General features: G+C 63.7%; 14 protein-coding genes. 9 read left to right on the top strand and 5 right to left on the bottom strand.

The features are described 5' to 3' along the window. Positions 1 to 77 precede the first annotated feature (77 nt). Positions 78 to 1,769 carry a bifunctional 3'-5' exonuclease/DNA polymerase gene (locus tag BMY91_RS00180; RefSeq protein ID WP_090816675.1) on the top strand — a complete coding sequence of 564 codons (1,692 nt, stop codon included), beginning with the start codon at positions 78 to 80 and terminating at the stop codon, positions 1,767 to 1,769. 173 nt (positions 1,770 to 1,942) lie between these two features. Then, positions 1,943 to 2,143, top strand: a complete 201-nt coding sequence (locus BMY91_RS00175; RefSeq protein WP_090816672.1) for a YegP family protein — start codon at positions 1,943 to 1,945, stop codon at positions 2,141 to 2,143. Between the two features lie 3 nt (positions 2,144 to 2,146). Here BMY91_RS00175 and BMY91_RS00170 read toward each other — a convergent pair whose 3' ends face one another. Genes BMY91_RS00170 through BMY91_RS00160 form a run of 3 tightly spaced genes read right to left on the bottom strand, consistent with a single transcriptional unit; the run spans position 2,147 to position 5,042 of the window. After that, positions 2,147 to 2,860, bottom strand: a complete 714-nt coding sequence (locus BMY91_RS00170; RefSeq protein ID WP_090816669.1) for an NUDIX hydrolase — start codon at positions 2,858 to 2,860, stop codon at positions 2,147 to 2,149. Continuing rightward, positions 2,857 to 3,651, bottom strand: a complete 795-nt coding sequence (gene nth / locus BMY91_RS00165; protein WP_090816666.1) for an endonuclease III — start codon at positions 3,649 to 3,651, stop codon at positions 2,857 to 2,859. The genes BMY91_RS00170 and nth overlap by 4 nt, the downstream gene beginning before the upstream one ends. Before the next feature lie 11 nt (positions 3,652 to 3,662). Then, the gene (locus BMY91_RS00160; RefSeq protein ID WP_090816663.1) at positions 3,663 to 5,042 is read right to left on the bottom strand and encodes a hypothetical protein; all 1,380 of its coding nucleotides are present in this window, start codon (positions 5,040 to 5,042) and stop codon (positions 3,663 to 3,665) included. A 471-nt stretch (positions 5,043 to 5,513) separates the two neighbouring features. Here BMY91_RS00160 and acs point away from each other — a divergent pair, with 471 nt between their 5' ends. The 4 genes from acs (at position 5,514) to BMY91_RS00140 (ending at position 10,712) form a co-directional block, all read left to right on the top strand. After that, positions 5,514 to 7,559, top strand: a complete 2,046-nt coding sequence (gene acs, locus BMY91_RS00155) for an acetate--CoA ligase (protein ID WP_090818990.1) — start codon at positions 5,514 to 5,516, stop codon at positions 7,557 to 7,559. Positions 7,560 to 7,726: 167 nt separating this feature from the next. Then, positions 7,727 to 8,515 (top strand): DeoR/GlpR family DNA-binding transcription regulator, encoded by a 789-nt coding sequence (locus BMY91_RS00150; RefSeq protein ID WP_090816660.1) that lies wholly within the window; start codon positions 7,727 to 7,729, stop codon positions 8,513 to 8,515. A gap of 87 nt (positions 8,516 to 8,602) precedes the next feature. Further along, entirely contained in the window at positions 8,603 to 9,349 is a 747-nt protein-coding gene (locus tag BMY91_RS00145; protein WP_090816657.1) for an ABC transporter ATP-binding protein, read from the top strand. Positions 9,350 to 9,356: 7 nt separating this feature from the next. Further along, positions 9,357 to 10,712 (top strand): FtsX-like permease family protein, encoded by a 1,356-nt coding sequence (locus BMY91_RS00140; RefSeq protein WP_090818987.1) that lies wholly within the window; start codon positions 9,357 to 9,359, stop codon positions 10,710 to 10,712. 147 nt (positions 10,713 to 10,859) lie between these two features. Here BMY91_RS00140 and BMY91_RS00135 read toward each other — a convergent pair whose 3' ends face one another. Then, positions 10,860 to 11,879, bottom strand: coding sequence for a LacI family DNA-binding transcriptional regulator (locus BMY91_RS00135; RefSeq protein WP_090816654.1), 1,020 nt, complete (start codon positions 11,877 to 11,879; stop codon positions 10,860 to 10,862). Between the two features lie 14 nt (positions 11,880 to 11,893). Next, positions 11,894 to 13,093: a Gfo/Idh/MocA family protein gene (locus BMY91_RS00130; protein WP_090816651.1), complete on the bottom strand. Its 1,200-nt coding sequence runs from the start codon at positions 13,091 to 13,093 to the stop codon at positions 11,894 to 11,896. A gap of 214 nt (positions 13,094 to 13,307) precedes the next feature. Here BMY91_RS00130 and BMY91_RS00125 point away from each other — a divergent pair, with 214 nt between their 5' ends. Genes BMY91_RS00125 through BMY91_RS00115 form a run of 3 tightly spaced genes read left to right on the top strand, consistent with a single transcriptional unit; the run spans position 13,308 to position 16,574 of the window. Further along, entirely contained in the window at positions 13,308 to 14,270 is a 963-nt protein-coding gene (locus BMY91_RS00125; RefSeq protein WP_175538779.1) for a carbohydrate ABC transporter permease, read from the top strand. A gap of 25 nt (positions 14,271 to 14,295) precedes the next feature. Further along, positions 14,296 to 15,207: a carbohydrate ABC transporter permease gene (locus BMY91_RS00120; protein ID WP_090816648.1), complete on the top strand. Its 912-nt coding sequence runs from the start codon at positions 14,296 to 14,298 to the stop codon at positions 15,205 to 15,207. 26 nt (positions 15,208 to 15,233) lie between these two features. Then, a complete protein-coding gene (locus tag BMY91_RS00115; RefSeq protein WP_090816645.1) occupies positions 15,234 to 16,574 on the top strand; it encodes an ABC transporter substrate-binding protein in 1,341 nt (446 codons plus the stop codon). The last annotated feature ends 69 nt before the right edge of the window (positions 16,575 to 16,643 follow it).

The following is a 16,643-nucleotide window of genomic DNA, read 5'->3' as shown; positions in this document are numbered from 1 at the left end:
TATAGGCCCTGTGGAGGACAGGTCACTTGCCACCCGAACGCACATTGTCCCTCCGAACACAGGGCAGAATGGAGTCCATGTATTTGCTGCTTGCCGCCCACCCGAAAGGCGCAGCCATACAAAGGATCTCCCCTACCGGAAAGGCCACCGCTGACGCGCGCCTGGTCACCCGCGGTGAGCTGCCCGACGTCGTGCGTGAATTCGAAGCCCAGCGGCCCCGCTGGGTGTGGCATCGAGCCCAGGACTGGTATCCGGAACTGCTGACCCACGGCATCGAGCTGGAGCGTTGCCACGACCTCGCTCTGTGCGGTGCCATCCTGGCGCACTCGGAGTTCACCGCGCACACTGACTATGCCAAGCACGCAGTGAAGCTCACCCAGGACGACGACGCGGCACCGCCCCGGGTCCTCCAGCCCCCGCCGCCACCAGCGGACCAAGGCGCCCTCTTCGAGGACCTGACCCCGTCAAACACCAACGCCGGGCTGGCAGAGCTGAAAGAGGAATTTGCAGCCCAACAGCACGCGGTGGTCCAGGTTCCACTGGACGGGCAGCGTAGACAACGCCTTCAACTACTCCTGGCCGCGGAATCAGCGTGCGCAATCATCGCCGTCGAGATGCAACACGCCGGCGTCCCGTGGCGCGAAGAGCTGCATCAGGCGATCCTTGCAGACGTCCTGGGACCCCGGCCCCCGCTGGGGCGCCGTCCCCCTGCCTTGGAGGCTCTCTGCACCGAACTCCGCGACATCCTGAACTCCCCCAGCCTGAACCCGGACTCCCCACAGGACCTCATGCGGGCCCTGCACCGGAACGGCATCGAGGTGAAAAGTACCCGTCAATGGGAGCTCCAGGAATCCAAGCACCCGGCCATCCAACCCCTGTTGGCCTACAAGAAGCTTTCCCGCCTGCACACCGCCAACGGCTGGGCGTGGCTGGACGCGTGGGTCCGGGAGGGGCGGTTCCACCCGGAGTATGTGGTGGGCGGCGTGGTCTCCGGCCGTTGGGCTTCCCGTGGCGGCGGCGCACTCCAGATTCCCCGCAACATCCGCGCGGCTGTCCACGCCGATCCTGGACACAAACTCATTGTCGCCGATGCCTCACAATTGGAGCCCAGGGTCCTGGTGGCCTTGGCCCAGGACACCAAGATGGCAGAGGCCGCGCGTGACAAGGACCTCTACGCAGGCATCGCAGCCCAAGGATTCGGCGGAGACAGGGCAAAGGCGAAGATCGCCTTGCTGGGGGCCATTTACGGCGCCACAACGGGTGAATCGGGCAGGTTAATGCCCCAGCTCACAAGGACTTATCCACGCGCGGTGGGTTTCGTGGAGCAGGCAGCCCGTGAGGGTGAAGCCGGCCGAACGGTGACAACCCGACTCGGGAGAAGCAGCCCGCCGCCGTCTGCCGGTTGGCTGCGCAGCCAACAGTCCACCACCGCCGAGGAACAGCGCCGGGCCGACAACCTGGCGCGGTCCCGTGGACGCTTCACCCGCAACTTCGTGGTTCAGGGCTCGGCAGCGGAATGGGCGGCGTGCTGGCTGGCCGAATTACGACGCCGACTGCGCACCTTGCGTGCCGAAGGGTCGCCGGCCGGGGAGCTCGTCTTCTTCCTGCACGACGAAGTGATGGTCCATGCCCCCGACGACGCCGTGGGCGCCTGTATCCAGGCCATTGAAGACTCTGCGGCTTCAGCGAAAGAACTCATGTTCGGGCGGATACCGGTGGAGTTTCCGGTGAGCGTGGCCGTCGTCGACTCTTATGACAAGGCGAAATAGCAGCAAAACTGCGGACTATCCAGTCATATCTCGCCATATGAGCCGGAATGACCCGTCCGTGACAGGTACCCCCTGGTAACTTTGGTTCGCCCTCGGTTCTGGATACTTTCACTGTGTGGATTGTTTGCCGGTCCGCACTTGTGTGCAAGGAAGCATCAAAAAAGGGGGCAGCGATGGCTGGCAGGTTCGAAATTCTGAAAGACAACGAAGAAACATACAGGTTCCGGCTCACCGCGGCGGACGGAACCGTCGTGGCGGAATCACCCGCATTCGCACACCTCGAAGGTGTTATTGCCGGAATCAACGCCGTGCGGGAGAACGCTGCGACAGGACTGATCGTGGACCGTTCGACGTCGGTACGCAAGGCCGCGTGAACCTCACCTGGCTTGCCGGCGCCCCTTTTCTGAGGTCGACTGAAGGTCGACGTCCTGCAACTTGTTCCGGTTCCAGGGAACCGTCCATCCGAGTTCGTCAAAGAGACCGCTGAGGACCATCCCGGTAAAGCCCCACACCAGCACGCCATTCACGGTGAAGCCAGGGCTGGAGTAGGTGCGCCCAAACCGCGAAATGGTGGCGGTGACGCGGTTGACCGGATCGAGGAGGTCGCGCACGGGAACCCTGAAAACCTGGGCAGATTCGGCATAATCCACCACCCGGACCGGCGACGGCGAATCCCACCAGGCCAACACAGGCGTCACCCGGAAATTGCTGCGGATGAGGCCAAGCTCCGGTATGGATCCAAGAACCCGGACGCCGGCTGCGTCCAGCCCGGTCTCTTCCACTGCCTCACGCAACGCAGCTGCCACAACGGATTCGTCTTCCGGGTCCACGCTACCGCCAGGGAAAGCCACCTGCCCCGGATGGTCATCAAGGGTGTGCGCCCGTTCAAGCAACAGGACATCAAGATCGGCAGGGGCGATGGGACGGCCCGACTCGGCAGGAATATTGTCCAGCACACCAAAGAGCATCAGGACAGCGGCCGCCCTGTTGGTTTCCGGGCTGACGGGGAGTTGGGCCCACAGGGCCGAGTGCTGCTGTTCGCCGGCCTCGAAACGGGTAACCAGTGCGGACAACTCCTCAAGCGCGGTCACCCGGGCCTCCTTTGCGATTCCATCCGGATCTCCGCGGCCCGATGCGTCTCGGCCAATAACTTCTCCAGCAATGCCTCGTTGCCGGGGGCGAGCTCGTACTTCAGCAGCTTGGCTGCCTTGACGGGGTCCGTCTCGCCGTCGCCGTAACTGGGGCAAAGGCTCGCAACCGGGCACGCACCACAGGCCGGCTTCCGGGAGTGGCAAACCCTGCGTCCATGAAACACCACGCGGTGAGAAAGCATGGTCCAGTCCCTCGGTTCGAACAGTTCCGCAACATCGAACTCGATCTTCACGGGATCATCCGAAGCCGTCCACCCGAAGCGCCGGGCCAGCCGTCCGAAGTGGGTGTCCACGGTAATGCCGGGAACACCGAACGCGTTTCCCAGGACTACATTGGCGGTCTTGCGACCGACGCCCGGGAGCGTCACCAGGTCCTCGAGCCGTCCTGGGACCTCGCCGTCGTACTCATCCACCAGCCGGGTGCTGAGGGCCAACACGTTCCTGGCCTTGGCCCGGAAAAAGCCCGTGGGCTGGAGAATGGCCTCAAGCTCCACGGGGTCTGCCTCAGCCAACGACCGCGCATCCGGATAGCGGGCGAAGAGGATCTTGGTGACCTGGTTGACCAGTACATCCGTGGTCTGCGCAGAGAGCACCGTGGCCACCACAAGCTCAAACGGGTTCCGGAAATCCAACTCGGCGTGCGCATACGGATACTTCTCCGCAAGAACCCTGTTGATCTTGCGGGCCCGGCGTTTGAGTGCGAGCAACGAACCAGCTTCAGCGATGGCCACGATGTCCCTGCTTAGCCGCGTTCGATGTTGCTGAGCTCCCGGAGGACCCCAACCTTGCCGTCAGTATCCTGGACCAGGAACTCGTGTCCACGGTCCTCCAAAGCGAGCACCCAACCGCCGGGTTCGATGGTGAAGGACGGAGCGCCGGTTTGTTCGTCGTAGGCAGTCCGGGGCTGGGCGACGGCGAACCAGAACGCCTCATACGCCGGTGCATCGGATTCGTCCGGCCGGCTGGCGGGGTCCACGGTGGCTCCGATGGAATCGCTCACCTTGCGGGTGTCACCAGAAACAATGGGCGTGGCCATGGTGGCAGCCCACGGCTGCTGGGCGGCCGGTTGCTGCGCTGCAGGCTGCTGCGCGGCCGGTTCCTTGGGAGCCTGGGTTGAGTGCTGCGTCGTGGCAGGCCCGGCAGCCGCGGCCGGGGATTTTTCAGCATCCGCGCTCTTCACCGGTTCCTCCTTCCGGGGTGCAACCGGAGCAGCTGTAGCCGCAGTTGCGGGAACACCGGATTGAGCCTGCTTGGTGTCAGGTGAACCCACGACGGCGGGTGCCTGGGGTGCCTGCGGCGGCGTGGTTCCGTAAGAGGCCGGCGGGGCAAAGGGGCTTGAACCGGTAGAGGCACCGGACGGCACTCCGGGAACCGAAGAGGAAGAAGCAGCAGGGCCTGCCGGTGCCTGATATCCGGCAGCGGATCCTTGGAAGCCAGGGGTGGAATCAGCGGCACCAGCTTTAGGTGCTTTCGGAGCCTTGGGCGCCTTGGGAGCGGCTGGCTTGCGGCTGGGGACTGCGGCTTCGCGGGCCACAACATGGGCCGGCGTTTCAGCACGCCCCTTGAAGTCGGCGGAGAGCCATGGAAGATGCGGTGCCAGCACCGTCGCGGCCAAGAGGCCCACAGAGCCGAGCAACCCCAACAGCACGCCGCCATTGAACGAGTTGGCGATGGTGAGGAAGAACAAGGGGAAGGCGAAAGACGCCGTCACGGACGCGAACTGGTCAACGGACAGAGAACCTATCCTGACGATAGTGCCGGGCTGCAACCGGCGGGCAACGAAGAGCGCCACCACAACCACCGGCAGGATGATGCCCAGAAGGAGGAAGAACAGGCTTCCGAGATTCCAGAGGTTGTAGCGTTCCCCGAACATCGGCAGCAGGGACGCGATGAACATCAGGAGCGTGGAACCAAAGACCGTGAGGTCCCGGATGGTGAAAGGCCCCGCAACGGCGTCGTACTTGGCGGCATCGTGTGCACTGGTGGCGTTCTTCCCGGAAGTACCGGACGTGTTCGGCGCATTATCCGCCGTGGTGCCACCGTCGTGAGGGGTGGCCGTGCCAGCCGTGGTGTCCGGTCCCGTCGGTTGTGAGTCGTGCGGGCCTGGGCTCAGCTGGTTCATCTATTTCTCCTTCGTACGGCGGCGCCTTGGACAGTCCGGACCGGTGATCACCACGGGATTCCGTGGAGTACCGGACACACCTGACGATGCGTCCCAAGACTTATTCAGCCTATGCCACCCCACTGACAGGGTTCTAGCTGAAAACGACCATACGGCTTCGCCCACAGCAAACTCCAAGGTCCCTTACAGAAAGGGGCCAAGGGGATGCGGACCATCGGCGGCAAGTGAAGGGCCGTCGTCGTCATGTAAGCGGTTCCCCACCGCCCAAACCGCCATTCGGCGCTAAATCCGCGCCGCTCACGGCCGCATTTGTGACCACGCACACGTAGGACCTCTCAAAGCGATAGTGTTGATGGCGGACAGCACTCTGCGGACCTCCAGCTGGTCCCGCTCGACGCTCGAAGACGGCGTGAGGGGTGGACCTGATGGCAGGATCCGCGCAGCAAAGATCGATGAATGATGAGGTTCACCATGTCCCAGGACACCACCGGATCCACGGCCACCGCTGCAGCTTCAACGGCTCAGAACGGTCAGGCACCACACGTCGAGGCGCTTGAAAACCTCCTCCACGAGAACCGTAAGTTCGCGCCCTCGGCAGAGTTTGCCGCCGCCGCCGTGACCAGTGCGGACGCCTATCAAGAGGCAGAAGCGGACCGTCCCGCATTCTGGGCCAAGCAGGCCCGAGAACTGCTCACCTGGGACAAGGACTTCACCGAAGCCCTTGATTGGTCCAACCCGCCGTTCGCCAAGTGGTTCGTGGGCGGCGAGGTCAACGCTGCGTACAACGCCCTGGACCGCCATGTGGAGAACGGCCTGGGCGATCGCGTCGCCATCTACTTCGAGGGCGAGCCCGGCGACACCCGCACCTACACGTACGCGCAGCTGACCGAAGAGGTCAAGAAGGCCGCGAACGCCTTCGAGTCACTCGGTGTAGCCAAGGGCGACCGCGTGGCCGTGTACCTGCCCATGATCCCTGAGGCCGTCATCACGCTCCTTGCCTGCGCCAGGATCGGCGCCGTGCACTCGGTGGTCTTCGGTGGTTTCTCCGCCGACGCCCTGCGCTCCCGGATTGAGGACGCAGAAGCCAAGCTCGTGGTCACCGCCGATGGCACCTACCGCCGTGGCAAGCCCAGCGCCCTGAAGCCGGCCGTGGACGAAGCCCTCAGTAACGAGGGTCACACCGTCCAGAACGTGGTGGTGGTCAAGCGCAACGGCGAGGACGTCAACTGGGTGGAAGGCCGCGACCTTTGGTGGAGCGACACTGTAGACAAGGCAGATACCGAGCACACCGCCGTCGGGCATGACTCCGAGCACCCGCTGTTCATCCTCTACACCTCCGGCACCACCGGCAAGCCCAAGGGCATCCTGCACACCACCGGCGGCTACCTCACCCAGGGCGCTTACACGCACAAGGCCGTGTTCGACCTCCACCCCGAAACGGACGTGTACTGGTGCACCGCCGACGTCGGATGGGTCACCGGCCACTCCTACGTCGCCTACGCGCCGCTCATCAACGGCGCCACCCAGGTCATGTACGAAGGCACCCCGGACTCCCCGCACCAGGGCCGCTGGTGGGAAATTGTGGAGAAGTACAAGGTCTCCATCCTCTACACCGCCCCCACCGCGATCCGGACGTTCATGAAGTGGGGCCGGGACATCCCGGACAAGTACGATCTTTCCTCCATCCGTGTGCTCGGCTCGGTGGGCGAATCCATCAACCCCGAAGCGTGGATGTGGTACCGCGACGTCATCGGCGCCAATGCCGGCAAGAACGGCGAAAAGAAGGAACACCCCGCACCGATCGTGGACACCTGGTGGCAGACCGAAACCGGTGCCCAGATGATCGCCCCACTGCCGGGTGTCACCTCCACCAAGCCCGGCTCCGCCCAGGTCCCGCTGCCCGGCATCGCCGTGGACGTCGTGGACGAGGCCGGCGAGTCCGTCGCCAACGGCGAAGGCGGCTACCTGGTGGTCCGCGAACCCTGGCCCTCCATGCTCCGCGGCATCTGGGGCGACCCGGAACGCTTCAAGGACACCTACTGGTCCCGTTTCGAGGCCATGTACTTTGCCGGCGACGGCGCCAAGAAGGACGAAGACGGCGACGTCTGGCTCCTGGGCCGTGTGGACGACGTCATGAACGTCTCCGGACACCGCCTTTCCACCACGGAAATCGAATCCGCCCTCGTCAGCCACCCGTCCGTCGCTGAAGCCGCGGTGGTGGGCGCCGCTGACGACACCACCGGCCAGGCGATCGTCGCCTTCGTGATCCTCCGCGGCGACGCCGTGAACAACGGCGACGAAACCGTCCTGGAACTGCGCAACCACGTGGGCAAGGAAATCGGACCGATCGCCAAGCCCAAACAGCTGCTGATCGTGCCGGAACTTCCCAAAACCCGGTCCGGCAAGATCGTCCGACGCCTCCTCAAGGACATCGCCGAGGGCCGCGACACTGGCGACGCCACCACTCTGGCCGACCCCGGCATCATGCAACAGATTGCGGAATCGCTCCGCAAGTAAGCAATTCCCGACGGCGCCGCTCACCTCCCGAGGCGAGCGGCGTCGTCGTGCGTTTAATCGGTTGCATGACGCCGCCGCGCTTGGCCTGCCGCGCTCCGGAAGCCTCCAGCCCTAGACTGGAGCCAGACTCAGCCCCATGTTTGACGAGGTTTCCCAGAAAGGCCCTGATGCTTCAGGCAGCACGCCACTCCGCCATCATCGACGCAGTCCAGCGCGAACGCGTGGTGCGGGTCTCGGACCTCGCGCAACTGCTGGGAGTCTCGCCCATGACCGTGCGCCGCGACATCGAAGCGCTCGAGGAAGCCGGCCGTGTTGAGCGCATTCACGGCGGAGCCAAGATTCCCGGCGATGCGAGCACCCACGAGCCCGGTTTCGAACTCAAGTCGACACAGCTGCCCGCGGAGAAGCACGCCATCGCGGTGGAAGCCGCGTCCTTGGTCCAGGAAGGCATGGCGATCGGACTCGGTGCCGGCACCACCACCTGGGCTTTGGCGAAGGAACTCGTCAATGGGCCGCGCATCACCGTGGTCACCAACTCCGTGCGGATCGCGGACCTGTTCCATCACGGCGCCTCTTCCGGCCCGGCACGCTTCGGGTCCACTGTGATCCTGATCGGAGGCGAGCGGACACCGTCGGACGCGTTGGTGGGTCCCATAGCCACGTCCTCGCTGAAGCAGCTCCACCTGGACGTCCTGTTCCTGGGTGTCCATGGCATGGACGCCCACGCCGGGTTCACCACCCCCAACCTGCTGGAAGCCGAAACCAACCGCGCCTTCATGACGTCCGCCCGGAGCACAGTAATCCTGGCCGACCACAGCAAGTGGGGAGTGGTGGGAATCGCCTCGATCGCGCAGCTGGAAGAGGCCGACGAACTCATCACGGATTCGCTCCTGGGTGAGGATGCCCGCCGCGTGCTGGCCGAGAATGTTGCCAAGCTGAGGATCGCGGAGGCGTAAACTCTCATACCTTGGGTGGAGCCCGGTCCGCAGAGTTCAACCAGCGGACTGACGCCGCGGCAGGGGCGGTTTGGGGATGCTGGATATATGAACGCCATCCTCCACGCCCAGCAGCTCACCAAGCACTATCCAGGCAGCATTGCCCTGGATCACGTCGACTTCCTGGCCAGCGCCGGCGAATCCATTGCGATCGTCGGCCCATCAGGTTCCGGTAAGACCACCCTCTTGCACTGCCTCGCCGGAATTTTGAGGCCCGACGCCGGTACCGTCACCTTGAACACTCCCTCGTCGCCTCTGCGGCTGGACACCTTGGGAGATGCTGCGCTGTCCCGGCTGCGGCGTGAGGAGTTTGGCTTCGTCTTCCAGCAGGGCATGCTGCTGCCCGAACTTACGGCAGTGGAGAACGTTGCTTTGGCGCTCATGCTGAACGGCACAGACCGGGCCACTTCGGAGTCCAGGGCAGCGGAGTGGCTTGGGGCCCTCGGCTTGGCCGGGATGGAACAACGGCGGCTGGGAGAACTGTCCGGGGGGCAGGTCCAGCGCGTCGCCATCGCCCGCGCCCAAGTCACCGGGGCCCGCGTGGTTTTCGCCGACGAGCCCACGGGTGCCTTGGATTCGGCCACCTCCAACGAAGTCTTGGACGTGCTGCTTCGCTCTGTGGCCGCAAATGGCAGGACGCTTCTGGTGGTCACCCATGATCCCAACGTCGCAGCCCGCTGCCAACGCGTCGTGGAACTGCGTGACGGCCGGATCGTAGCGGACAACGGCAGCGCAGTTGGCTCTCCTGTTCGGCCCGCTCCCGCCACCAACTTCAAGGGTGCCTTCAATGTCTAGCCTCTCCCTGGCCCTGCGCCTCACTCCTTATCTCGCCCGCAGCAACGGGAGCAGCTTTCGCGAAACCGGTCTTCGGGACGCCGGGTTGCCCATCCTGGCTTTCGGGACGGTCACCGCGCTGCTGCTCACGGTGGCTGGTGGGTCGCAGGTGTTTTGGTCCTGGTCTGACGACATCGCAGGCACTTACCAAGCCTTGGCCGTCGTCGCGATGGTCCTGCTGATCATCCCGCTGCTGACGCTTGGTGCCTCGGCCGCCCGGCTCGCGGCCCGCCGTCGTGATGACCGTTTGGCGTCCTTGCGCCTGCTGGGTGCCAACAGCGCGACAGTCGTCTGGATGACCGTCATTGAATCCACCGTTCTGGCGGCCGTCGGTGCGGTGGCAGGCGCGGGACTTTACGCCTGCGCAGCGCCGTTCCTGGGGCTCATCCAGTTCCGGGGCCAGGCGATAGGGAGCCACGCGTGGTTGTCCGTGCCCTCCATCCTCGGCTGCGTGCTGGCCGTCTGTGTCCTTGCTGCGGCGAGTGCCGCGCTGGGGCTTCGCAAGGTTGTGGTCACCCCGCTGGGCGTCAGAACCAGGCAAGCGGCCGACGGCGCTCACTGGGTTCGCGGACTCATCGCGGCTGTGGTGGTGGTCATCGGAGTGGTGGCGATGGGGATGCTCAGCAGCTTTGGGGCGTTCATTGTGATCATCGCCGTGATGGGCGGTTGCTTCGGGCTTGCTCTGCTGGCGTTGAACCTCATGGGTCCTTGGATCCTGCGGTTGCGGGCGTCCTCGCAGCTCAAGCGGGCCAGGAAACCCGAGCAACTGCTGGCAGCACGGACAGTACTGGAGAGTCCCAAGGAATCGTGGCGGCAAGTTGGGGGCGTCGCGATGACCAGCTTCGTGGGAGTCTTCGTTGGGGTGGGCATGGCAGTGGCCGACACCATGGGTGGCAGCGCGGGGGATGAGACCGCGCTGCTGGTCCGGGACATCAACACCGGTGTGATGATCACGCTGCTTGGCTCGTTCCTGATGGTGGCGTGTTCGGCAGGGGTGAACCAAGCCGCGGCCGTGCTGGACCGCGCTTCAATGCTGGTGGCGTTGGACCGGGTTGGAATGCCCCGCAAACTGATGGTGGCGGCGAGGGTCAAGGCCGTGATGTCGCCGCTCTTCCTGGTGGCTGGAATCTCGGCGGCGGCAGCTGCTGTGCTGGTCCTCCCGCTGACTGGTGCCGTGCTGTTGACCCGGCCCATAGTGTTCCTGACTATCGGCGCAGTGTTCGCGGCAGGCTTCCTGTTGGTCCGGCTGGCCGTCGCTGCGGGCACCGCACAGATTGGCCAGGTGCTCGCCAGGCCGGAGCGCTACGCCAGCATGGACTCGTAAACCTCCCGCCCAACGCTCTCTCACCAAACGACCCCTCCCGCCCAACGCTCTCTCACCAAACGACCCCTCCCGCCCAACGCTCTCTCACCGGCCGGGAGAAGGGTGAGAGAGCGTCACCCCAAACCGGCACATCGGTGAGAGAGCGTGCTAGGGGCAGCCGCAGGACTGACGGATGATCAGCTCGGTAGGCAGGATCTGGTGTTGCAGGTCCTCCCCGCGGCCCTTCCCTACAAGTGCCCGCACGGCAGCCTGAGCCATTGCCTGGACCGGTTGCGCCACCGTGGTCAGGGCGGGCCAGCTGTATTCGGCGTCCAGCGAACCATCAAAGGACACCAACGCCATGTCTTCCGGGACGCGAACGCCGGCCTCGTGGAGGGCCCGGAGGATGCCGATGGCCTGCATGTCGTTGCTGGCGAAGATCGCGGTGGGTGGGTTGGCCATGGAGAGGAAGCGTTTGCCCACCTCGTACCCGCCGGGACGGGTGAAGGGGCTGTGCAGCATGGGACCGTCGGGCAAGCCGGCGTCGCGCAGAGAACCCAGCCATCCCACTTCACGGCCGTCAAGTTGATTGCCGGTATTGGTGCCGATCGCCAGCCCGATGTTCGTGTGACCGTGGCCGATCAGGTGCTCCACGGCCGCACGCGCTCCGGACTCCAGATCCACGCCCACACTGGCGAAACCCGGGGGCGATCCTGCGTTGTTCAGGAGAACAGACGGGATTTCCGAGGCTTCCAGCTCGGTGACATCGGGGTCGAAGACGCAACTGGCCAGGAACACTCCGTCCACCTGTCGCGCAGCCAGGGTGCGGATGTTCTTGCGCTCACGGGTCAGGCTTCCATCCGAGTTGGTGAGCACCATCCCGTAGCCCAATTCCGATGCCGCCTCTTCCACTGCGTGCGCCAGATGGGTGAAGAACGGATTGGTGTTGTCCGGCACCACAACACCAATGGTCTCGCTGGAGCCCAGTTTCAGTGCCCGCGCCGCAGCATTGGGGCGGTATCCCAGGATACGGATGGCATCGCGCACTTTGGCTTCCGTAGCCGGCGCAACATTCTTCGGTCCACCATTCACTACATAACTCACGACGGCGGTACTCACCCCGGCGTACCGGGCCACGTCTTTGCGTGTGACCGGGCCGCGCGGGGTTTGTACAGCTGTAGTCGTCATGGAGTAAATGCTAGCTACTCGGCAGGAGCATCACCGAAGTCAGGGATGGAAAGACGCTCACCGCCGCGAAGCGCAGACTCGTGGGCGATGATTCCGGGCAGAGTAAACCGCGCCGCCACCCAGGCGTTGACCGGCGGGAGCGTGCGGTTGTTCACAGCGGTGACAAAATCGTCCACCAGGAACTGGTGGCTGCCTTCGTGTCCGTTGGGCGCCCCGAGGAATTCCTGCGGCAACCGGGACTGATCATGCACCGGCGCCAGGCCTGAGATGAAGGCATCGCGCAGTTCCGGCGCTACGTCAGCCAAGGAGGGGTCATCCGCTGACATACTCGGTTTGGTTTCCATCTGCTCCGAGACGTCTTCAACGGTGGCCTTGTCCTGCCACACGGTGGTGGTGGCAAGTTGCTCAAAGCTGGCCTCGGTGCCGAAGAAGCGGAAGCGTGATTCCCGGATATGCGAGGGGTACCCGACGCGGCGCATCTCATTGGTGCGCATCGCACCGCCGTCGTTCATTTCGAACAGTGCCGTGGCGTTGGAGAAGTCGTTGGCGAACATGCTGACGTCCTTGTCGAAGACGCCGTCGCCCCGGTGGTCCTTGACGCCGATGCAGCTCACGCTGACAGCGTGCCCAGGCACTGCGCCCAGCACGCCACCGATTGCGTGCGTCGGATAAAGCATGGGCGGGTAGCTCGCGGTTTCCTTCCAGCGCTCTCCCCCGCTGTACTGGTATGCCTCGTAGAAGCCGAGGTCCATGTCGTGGACATAGTCGCCTTCGGTGTAGAAGATCCGCCCGAATTTTCCTGCCTGGTGCTGCTGGCGGGCGAAGACCGTGGCGGGGTTGTAATAGCTGGTCTCCCCCATCGCGTAGACCAGTTTCGTCTCGCGGACGGCCTCTATGATGCGGGCTATTTCCTCTTCGGATATGGCCATGGGCACCGCTGAGTAGACGTGCTTTCCAGCACGCAAGGCCCGCTCTACCAGGGGGCCGTGAGTCCAGCGCTGCGTGAAGATGGCGACAGCATCGACGTCGGACTCCAACAGGTCCTCAAAGCTGCCCATCACACCATCCAGGCCCCAGCGTTCCTGTGCCGTTGCGGCGCGTTCGGGGAGCTCGTCAACGGCGTAAACCGCGCTGACACCGGGGTGGAGCTTGAACAAGTGGGCAAAGTGGCCGCCGAACTGCCCGACACCCACAACGCCGATCGAAAACGTCATTGTCTACCTTCCTGAGGCCGCACGCCGGCGGCTGGTTGTGATGGCCCTCACGGGATCCACCTGAGTCTTCCACCGTGATCTACACGAGTCAACCGTTAGAACAGAAATGAACATTTCGACTCAAAATTTCCCGCAAGCTATTGCGCTATCCAAATCTACTCGTGTAGATTCCTATCCAGATTGTTACTCGCATCACAGTCAGGAAGGGTCGATGATGACCACGCTAACCAAGCACCCGGGGAGCGCACCGGAACGCCCACGGAAGAATCACGGACACAAAAACCAACCCGCCAAACGCAGCATGACCAGCCGCCTCGGCGACCTGAAAATCGCCCTCTTCTTCATCTTCCCGGCCCTCATCGGCTTCGTGGCGTTTTTCCTGGTCCCCACCATTCGTGGCATTTACCTCAGCTTCACCGAATACAGCATCCTTGGTGAACCCACCTGGATCGGGATCAAGAACTACACCGCGATCTTCGCCGACGAACTCTTCTGGAACGCCATGGGCGTCACCCTCCAGTACGTAGCGCTCAACATCGGTTTTCAGACAGTCATCGCCCTTGGGCTGGCCTTGCTGATGCACCGGGTGGCCAAGTCCACCTTCATCCGCGGAGCTCTGCTGCTTCCGTTCCTGGTGGCCAACGTCATCGTCGCCCTGCTCTGGTTCTGGATGCTGGACTACCAGCTGGGCATCGTCAACGAAGTGATGAGCTGGGTGGGACTCCCCCGCGTCGCCTTCTTCGGCAGCGAGCAGTGGGCCATCCCCACCATCGCCTTCGTGAACGTCTGGCGGCACATGGGCTACACGGCCCTGCTGATCTTCGCCGGCCTTCAATCCATTCCCAACCACCTCTACGAGGTAGCAAACCTCGACGGCGCGTCCCCGGCACGGACGTTCTGGAGCGTCACCATGCCGCTGCTCCGCCCCGTGTTGGTTCTCGTGCTGGTGGTCACCGTGATCGGCTCCTTCCAGGTCTTTGACACCGTGGCCGTGACCACCAACGGCGGCCCCGTCAACGCCTCCCGCGTGATCCAGATGTACATCTACCAGAAAGCCTTCGGCGAATCCGATTTCGGCTACGCCTCCGCCCTGTCCGTGATCCTGTTCGTCATTCTCGCCCTGGTGGCCTTCGTGCAAATGAAGTTCCTCAAGGGCAATGAATCGGACCTGGACTAGGCCGGATAAGGACTAAGGAACTGCCATGACTACGTCAACCCTGCCTCGAAACAACCGCAAGAAGCCGCTCAACTGGCGACGCATCGGCGCCTGGGCGCTGGTCGCCGTCGCCCTCGCCGTGACCATTGCCCCGTTCCTGTGGATGCTGCGGACGGCGCTGTCCAGTAACAGTGCGCTGGCCTCCAACGCGGGAAACCTCCTCCCGGCTGACTTCAGCTGGGGCGCTTTCAAACGCGTCCTGGGCCTGCAGACCACCGAAGAAGCGATCGCTGACGGCGGATCCGGCGCAGCGATCAACTTTTGGCTCTACCTCCGGAACTCGGTGATCTTCGCCAGCATCACCACAGCCGGCCAAGTGTTCTTCAGTGCGATGGCCGCCTACGCCTTTTCACGGTTGCGCTGGCCGGGCCGGAACAAAGTGTTCGCAATCTTCCTGACCACCATGATGGTCCCGCCGATCTTCACGGCGTTGCCCAACTTCCTCATGATCAAGAACCTCGGGCTACTGAACACCATGGCCGGAATGTCATTGCCCTTCCTGTTCATGACGCCCTTCGCCATCTTCTTCCTGCGCCAGTTCTTCCTGAGCATGTCCCGCGAGGTTGAGGAAGCGGCAATGCTCGACGGCGCCAAGCACCTGCGCATCTTCTTCCAGATTGTGCTTCCCAACGCCGCAGCCCCCATCGCCACGCTGGTGCTGCTGACCTTCATCGGTCAGTGGAACGAGTACTTCTGGCCGCTGCTGGTGGGCCAGGACGAGAACGTCCGCGTACTCACCGTTGGCCTCAGCGTCTTCAAGTCCCAGTCCCCGCAGGGCGCCCTGGATTGGTCCGGGCTCATGGCCGGAACACTGGTGGCCGCGCTCCCGATCTTCCTGCTGTTCATCGCCTTCGGCAAGAAGGTAGTCAACTCCATCGGATTCTCCGGAATCAAGTAACCCGCACCCCCTGTGAAAGGTTCGTTATGAAGAAAACCCTCGGCGTCGCCGCTGCTGCCGCCGCCATCGCCCTCACCCTGTCCGCCTGTGGCGGTTCCTCTCCCGCATCGTCGGAAGCAAAGGGAGAAATCAACTACTGGCTGTGGGACGCCAACCAGCTCCCCGCCTACCAGCAATGCGCCAACGACTTCACCAAGGCCAACCCGGATATCAAGGTCAAGATCACCCAGCGCGGCTGGGACGACTACTGGACCACCCTGACCAATGGCTTCGTGGCCGGCACCGCCCCGGACGTGTTCACCAACCATCTGTCCAAGTACCCGGAGTATGCCGCCAAGAAGCAGCTGCTGTCCCTGGACGAGGCCGTGGAGAAGGACGGCATCAAACTGGACGCGTACACCAAGGGGCTCCCCGAGCTGTGGGTGGGTCAGGACGGCAAGCGCTACGGGCTTCCGAAGGACTGGGACACCGTGGGACTGTTCTACAACAAGGCCATGACGGACGCCGCCGGGATCTCCGCGGACCAGATGGCCACCTTGGATTGGAATCCCAAAGACGGCGGCAGCTACGAGAAGACCATCGCGCACCTGACCGTGGACAAGAACGGCAAGCGGGGCGACGAAGCCGGGTTCGACAAGAACAACGTAGCCACCTACGGACTGGGTCTGACGGGCAGCGGCTCGGGCCAAGGCCAGACAGAGTGGAGCTTCCTCACGGCAACCACCGGCTGGACCGCCACTGACAAGAACCCCTGGGGCAGTAAGTTCAACTACGACGACCCCCGCTTCCAGGAGACCATCGCCTGGTGGGCCGGACTGGTGGACAAGGGCTACATGCCCAAGCTCGAAACCACGGTGGGTGCGAGCATGCCGGACAGCTTCGGCGCCGGGAAGGCAGCCATCAACACCAACGGGGACTGGCTGATCGGGCAATACCAGACCTACAAGGGGATCGAAACGGCCTTCGCTCCCACCCCCAAGGGCCCTGATGGCAAGCGCGCTTCCATGTTCAACGGCCTGGCCGATTCCATCTGGGCGGGCACCAAGAACCCCGGAGCCAGCGTCAAGTGGGTTGAATACCTGGGCTCCACAGCATGCCAGGACGTGGTTGCCAGCAAGGCTGTAGTATTCCCGGCCATCGCCAGCTCCTCCGAGATCGCTGCCAAGGCCTTTGCGGACAAGGGCACTGATGTATCCGCCTTCACCACCCATGTGAAGGACGGAACCACGTTCCTCTTCCCGATCGCTGACAAGGCGGCCAAGGTTGACGGCATCATGAAGCCTGCCATGGATGCTGTCATCTCCGGCAAGAAGCCTGCCTCCTCGTTGACCGAAGCCAACGACCAAGTGAACAACCTCTTCAAGTAGATCCTCCCGTTGCGGGGCCTGCTCTGCGCGCCATTTCCTTCGCGAAGCACGCAGAGCAGGCCCCACAAC

Source organism: Arthrobacter sp. yr096, from assembly GCF_900108925.1.
Classification (GTDB): domain Bacteria; phylum Actinomycetota; class Actinomycetes; order Actinomycetales; family Micrococcaceae; genus Arthrobacter.
Note: the sequence above shows the minus strand (reverse complement) of the source record. Positions and strands in the feature narration are given on the sequence as shown.

Bases quoted from the DNA above. Each gene is read 5' to 3' on its own strand.
- BMY91_RS00180 (WP_090816675.1), top strand. From the start codon at position 78: ATGTATTTGCTGCTTGCCGCCCACCCGAAAGGCGCAGCCATACAAAGG.
- BMY91_RS00175 (WP_090816672.1), top strand. From the start codon at position 1,943: ATGGCTGGCAGGTTCGAAATTCTGAAAGACAACGAAGAAACATACAGG.
- BMY91_RS00160 (WP_090816663.1), bottom strand. From the start codon at position 5,042: ATGAACCAGCTGAGCCCAGGCCCGCACGACTCACAACCGACGGGACCG.
- acs (WP_090818990.1), top strand. From the start codon at position 5,514: ATGTCCCAGGACACCACCGGATCCACGGCCACCGCTGCAGCTTCAACG.
- BMY91_RS00150 (WP_090816660.1), top strand. From the start codon at position 7,727: ATGCTTCAGGCAGCACGCCACTCCGCCATCATCGACGCAGTCCAGCGC.
- BMY91_RS00145 (WP_090816657.1), top strand. From the start codon at position 8,603: ATGAACGCCATCCTCCACGCCCAGCAGCTCACCAAGCACTATCCAGGC.
- BMY91_RS00135 (WP_090816654.1), bottom strand. From the start codon at position 11,879: ATGACGACTACAGCTGTACAAACCCCGCGCGGCCCGGTCACACGCAAA.
- BMY91_RS00130 (WP_090816651.1), bottom strand. From the start codon at position 13,093: ATGACGTTTTCGATCGGCGTTGTGGGTGTCGGGCAGTTCGGCGGCCAC.
- BMY91_RS00125 (WP_175538779.1), top strand. From the start codon at position 13,308: ATGACCACGCTAACCAAGCACCCGGGGAGCGCACCGGAACGCCCACGG.
- BMY91_RS00120 (WP_090816648.1), top strand. From the start codon at position 14,296: ATGACTACGTCAACCCTGCCTCGAAACAACCGCAAGAAGCCGCTCAAC.
- BMY91_RS00115 (WP_090816645.1), top strand. From the start codon at position 15,234: ATGAAGAAAACCCTCGGCGTCGCCGCTGCTGCCGCCGCCATCGCCCTC.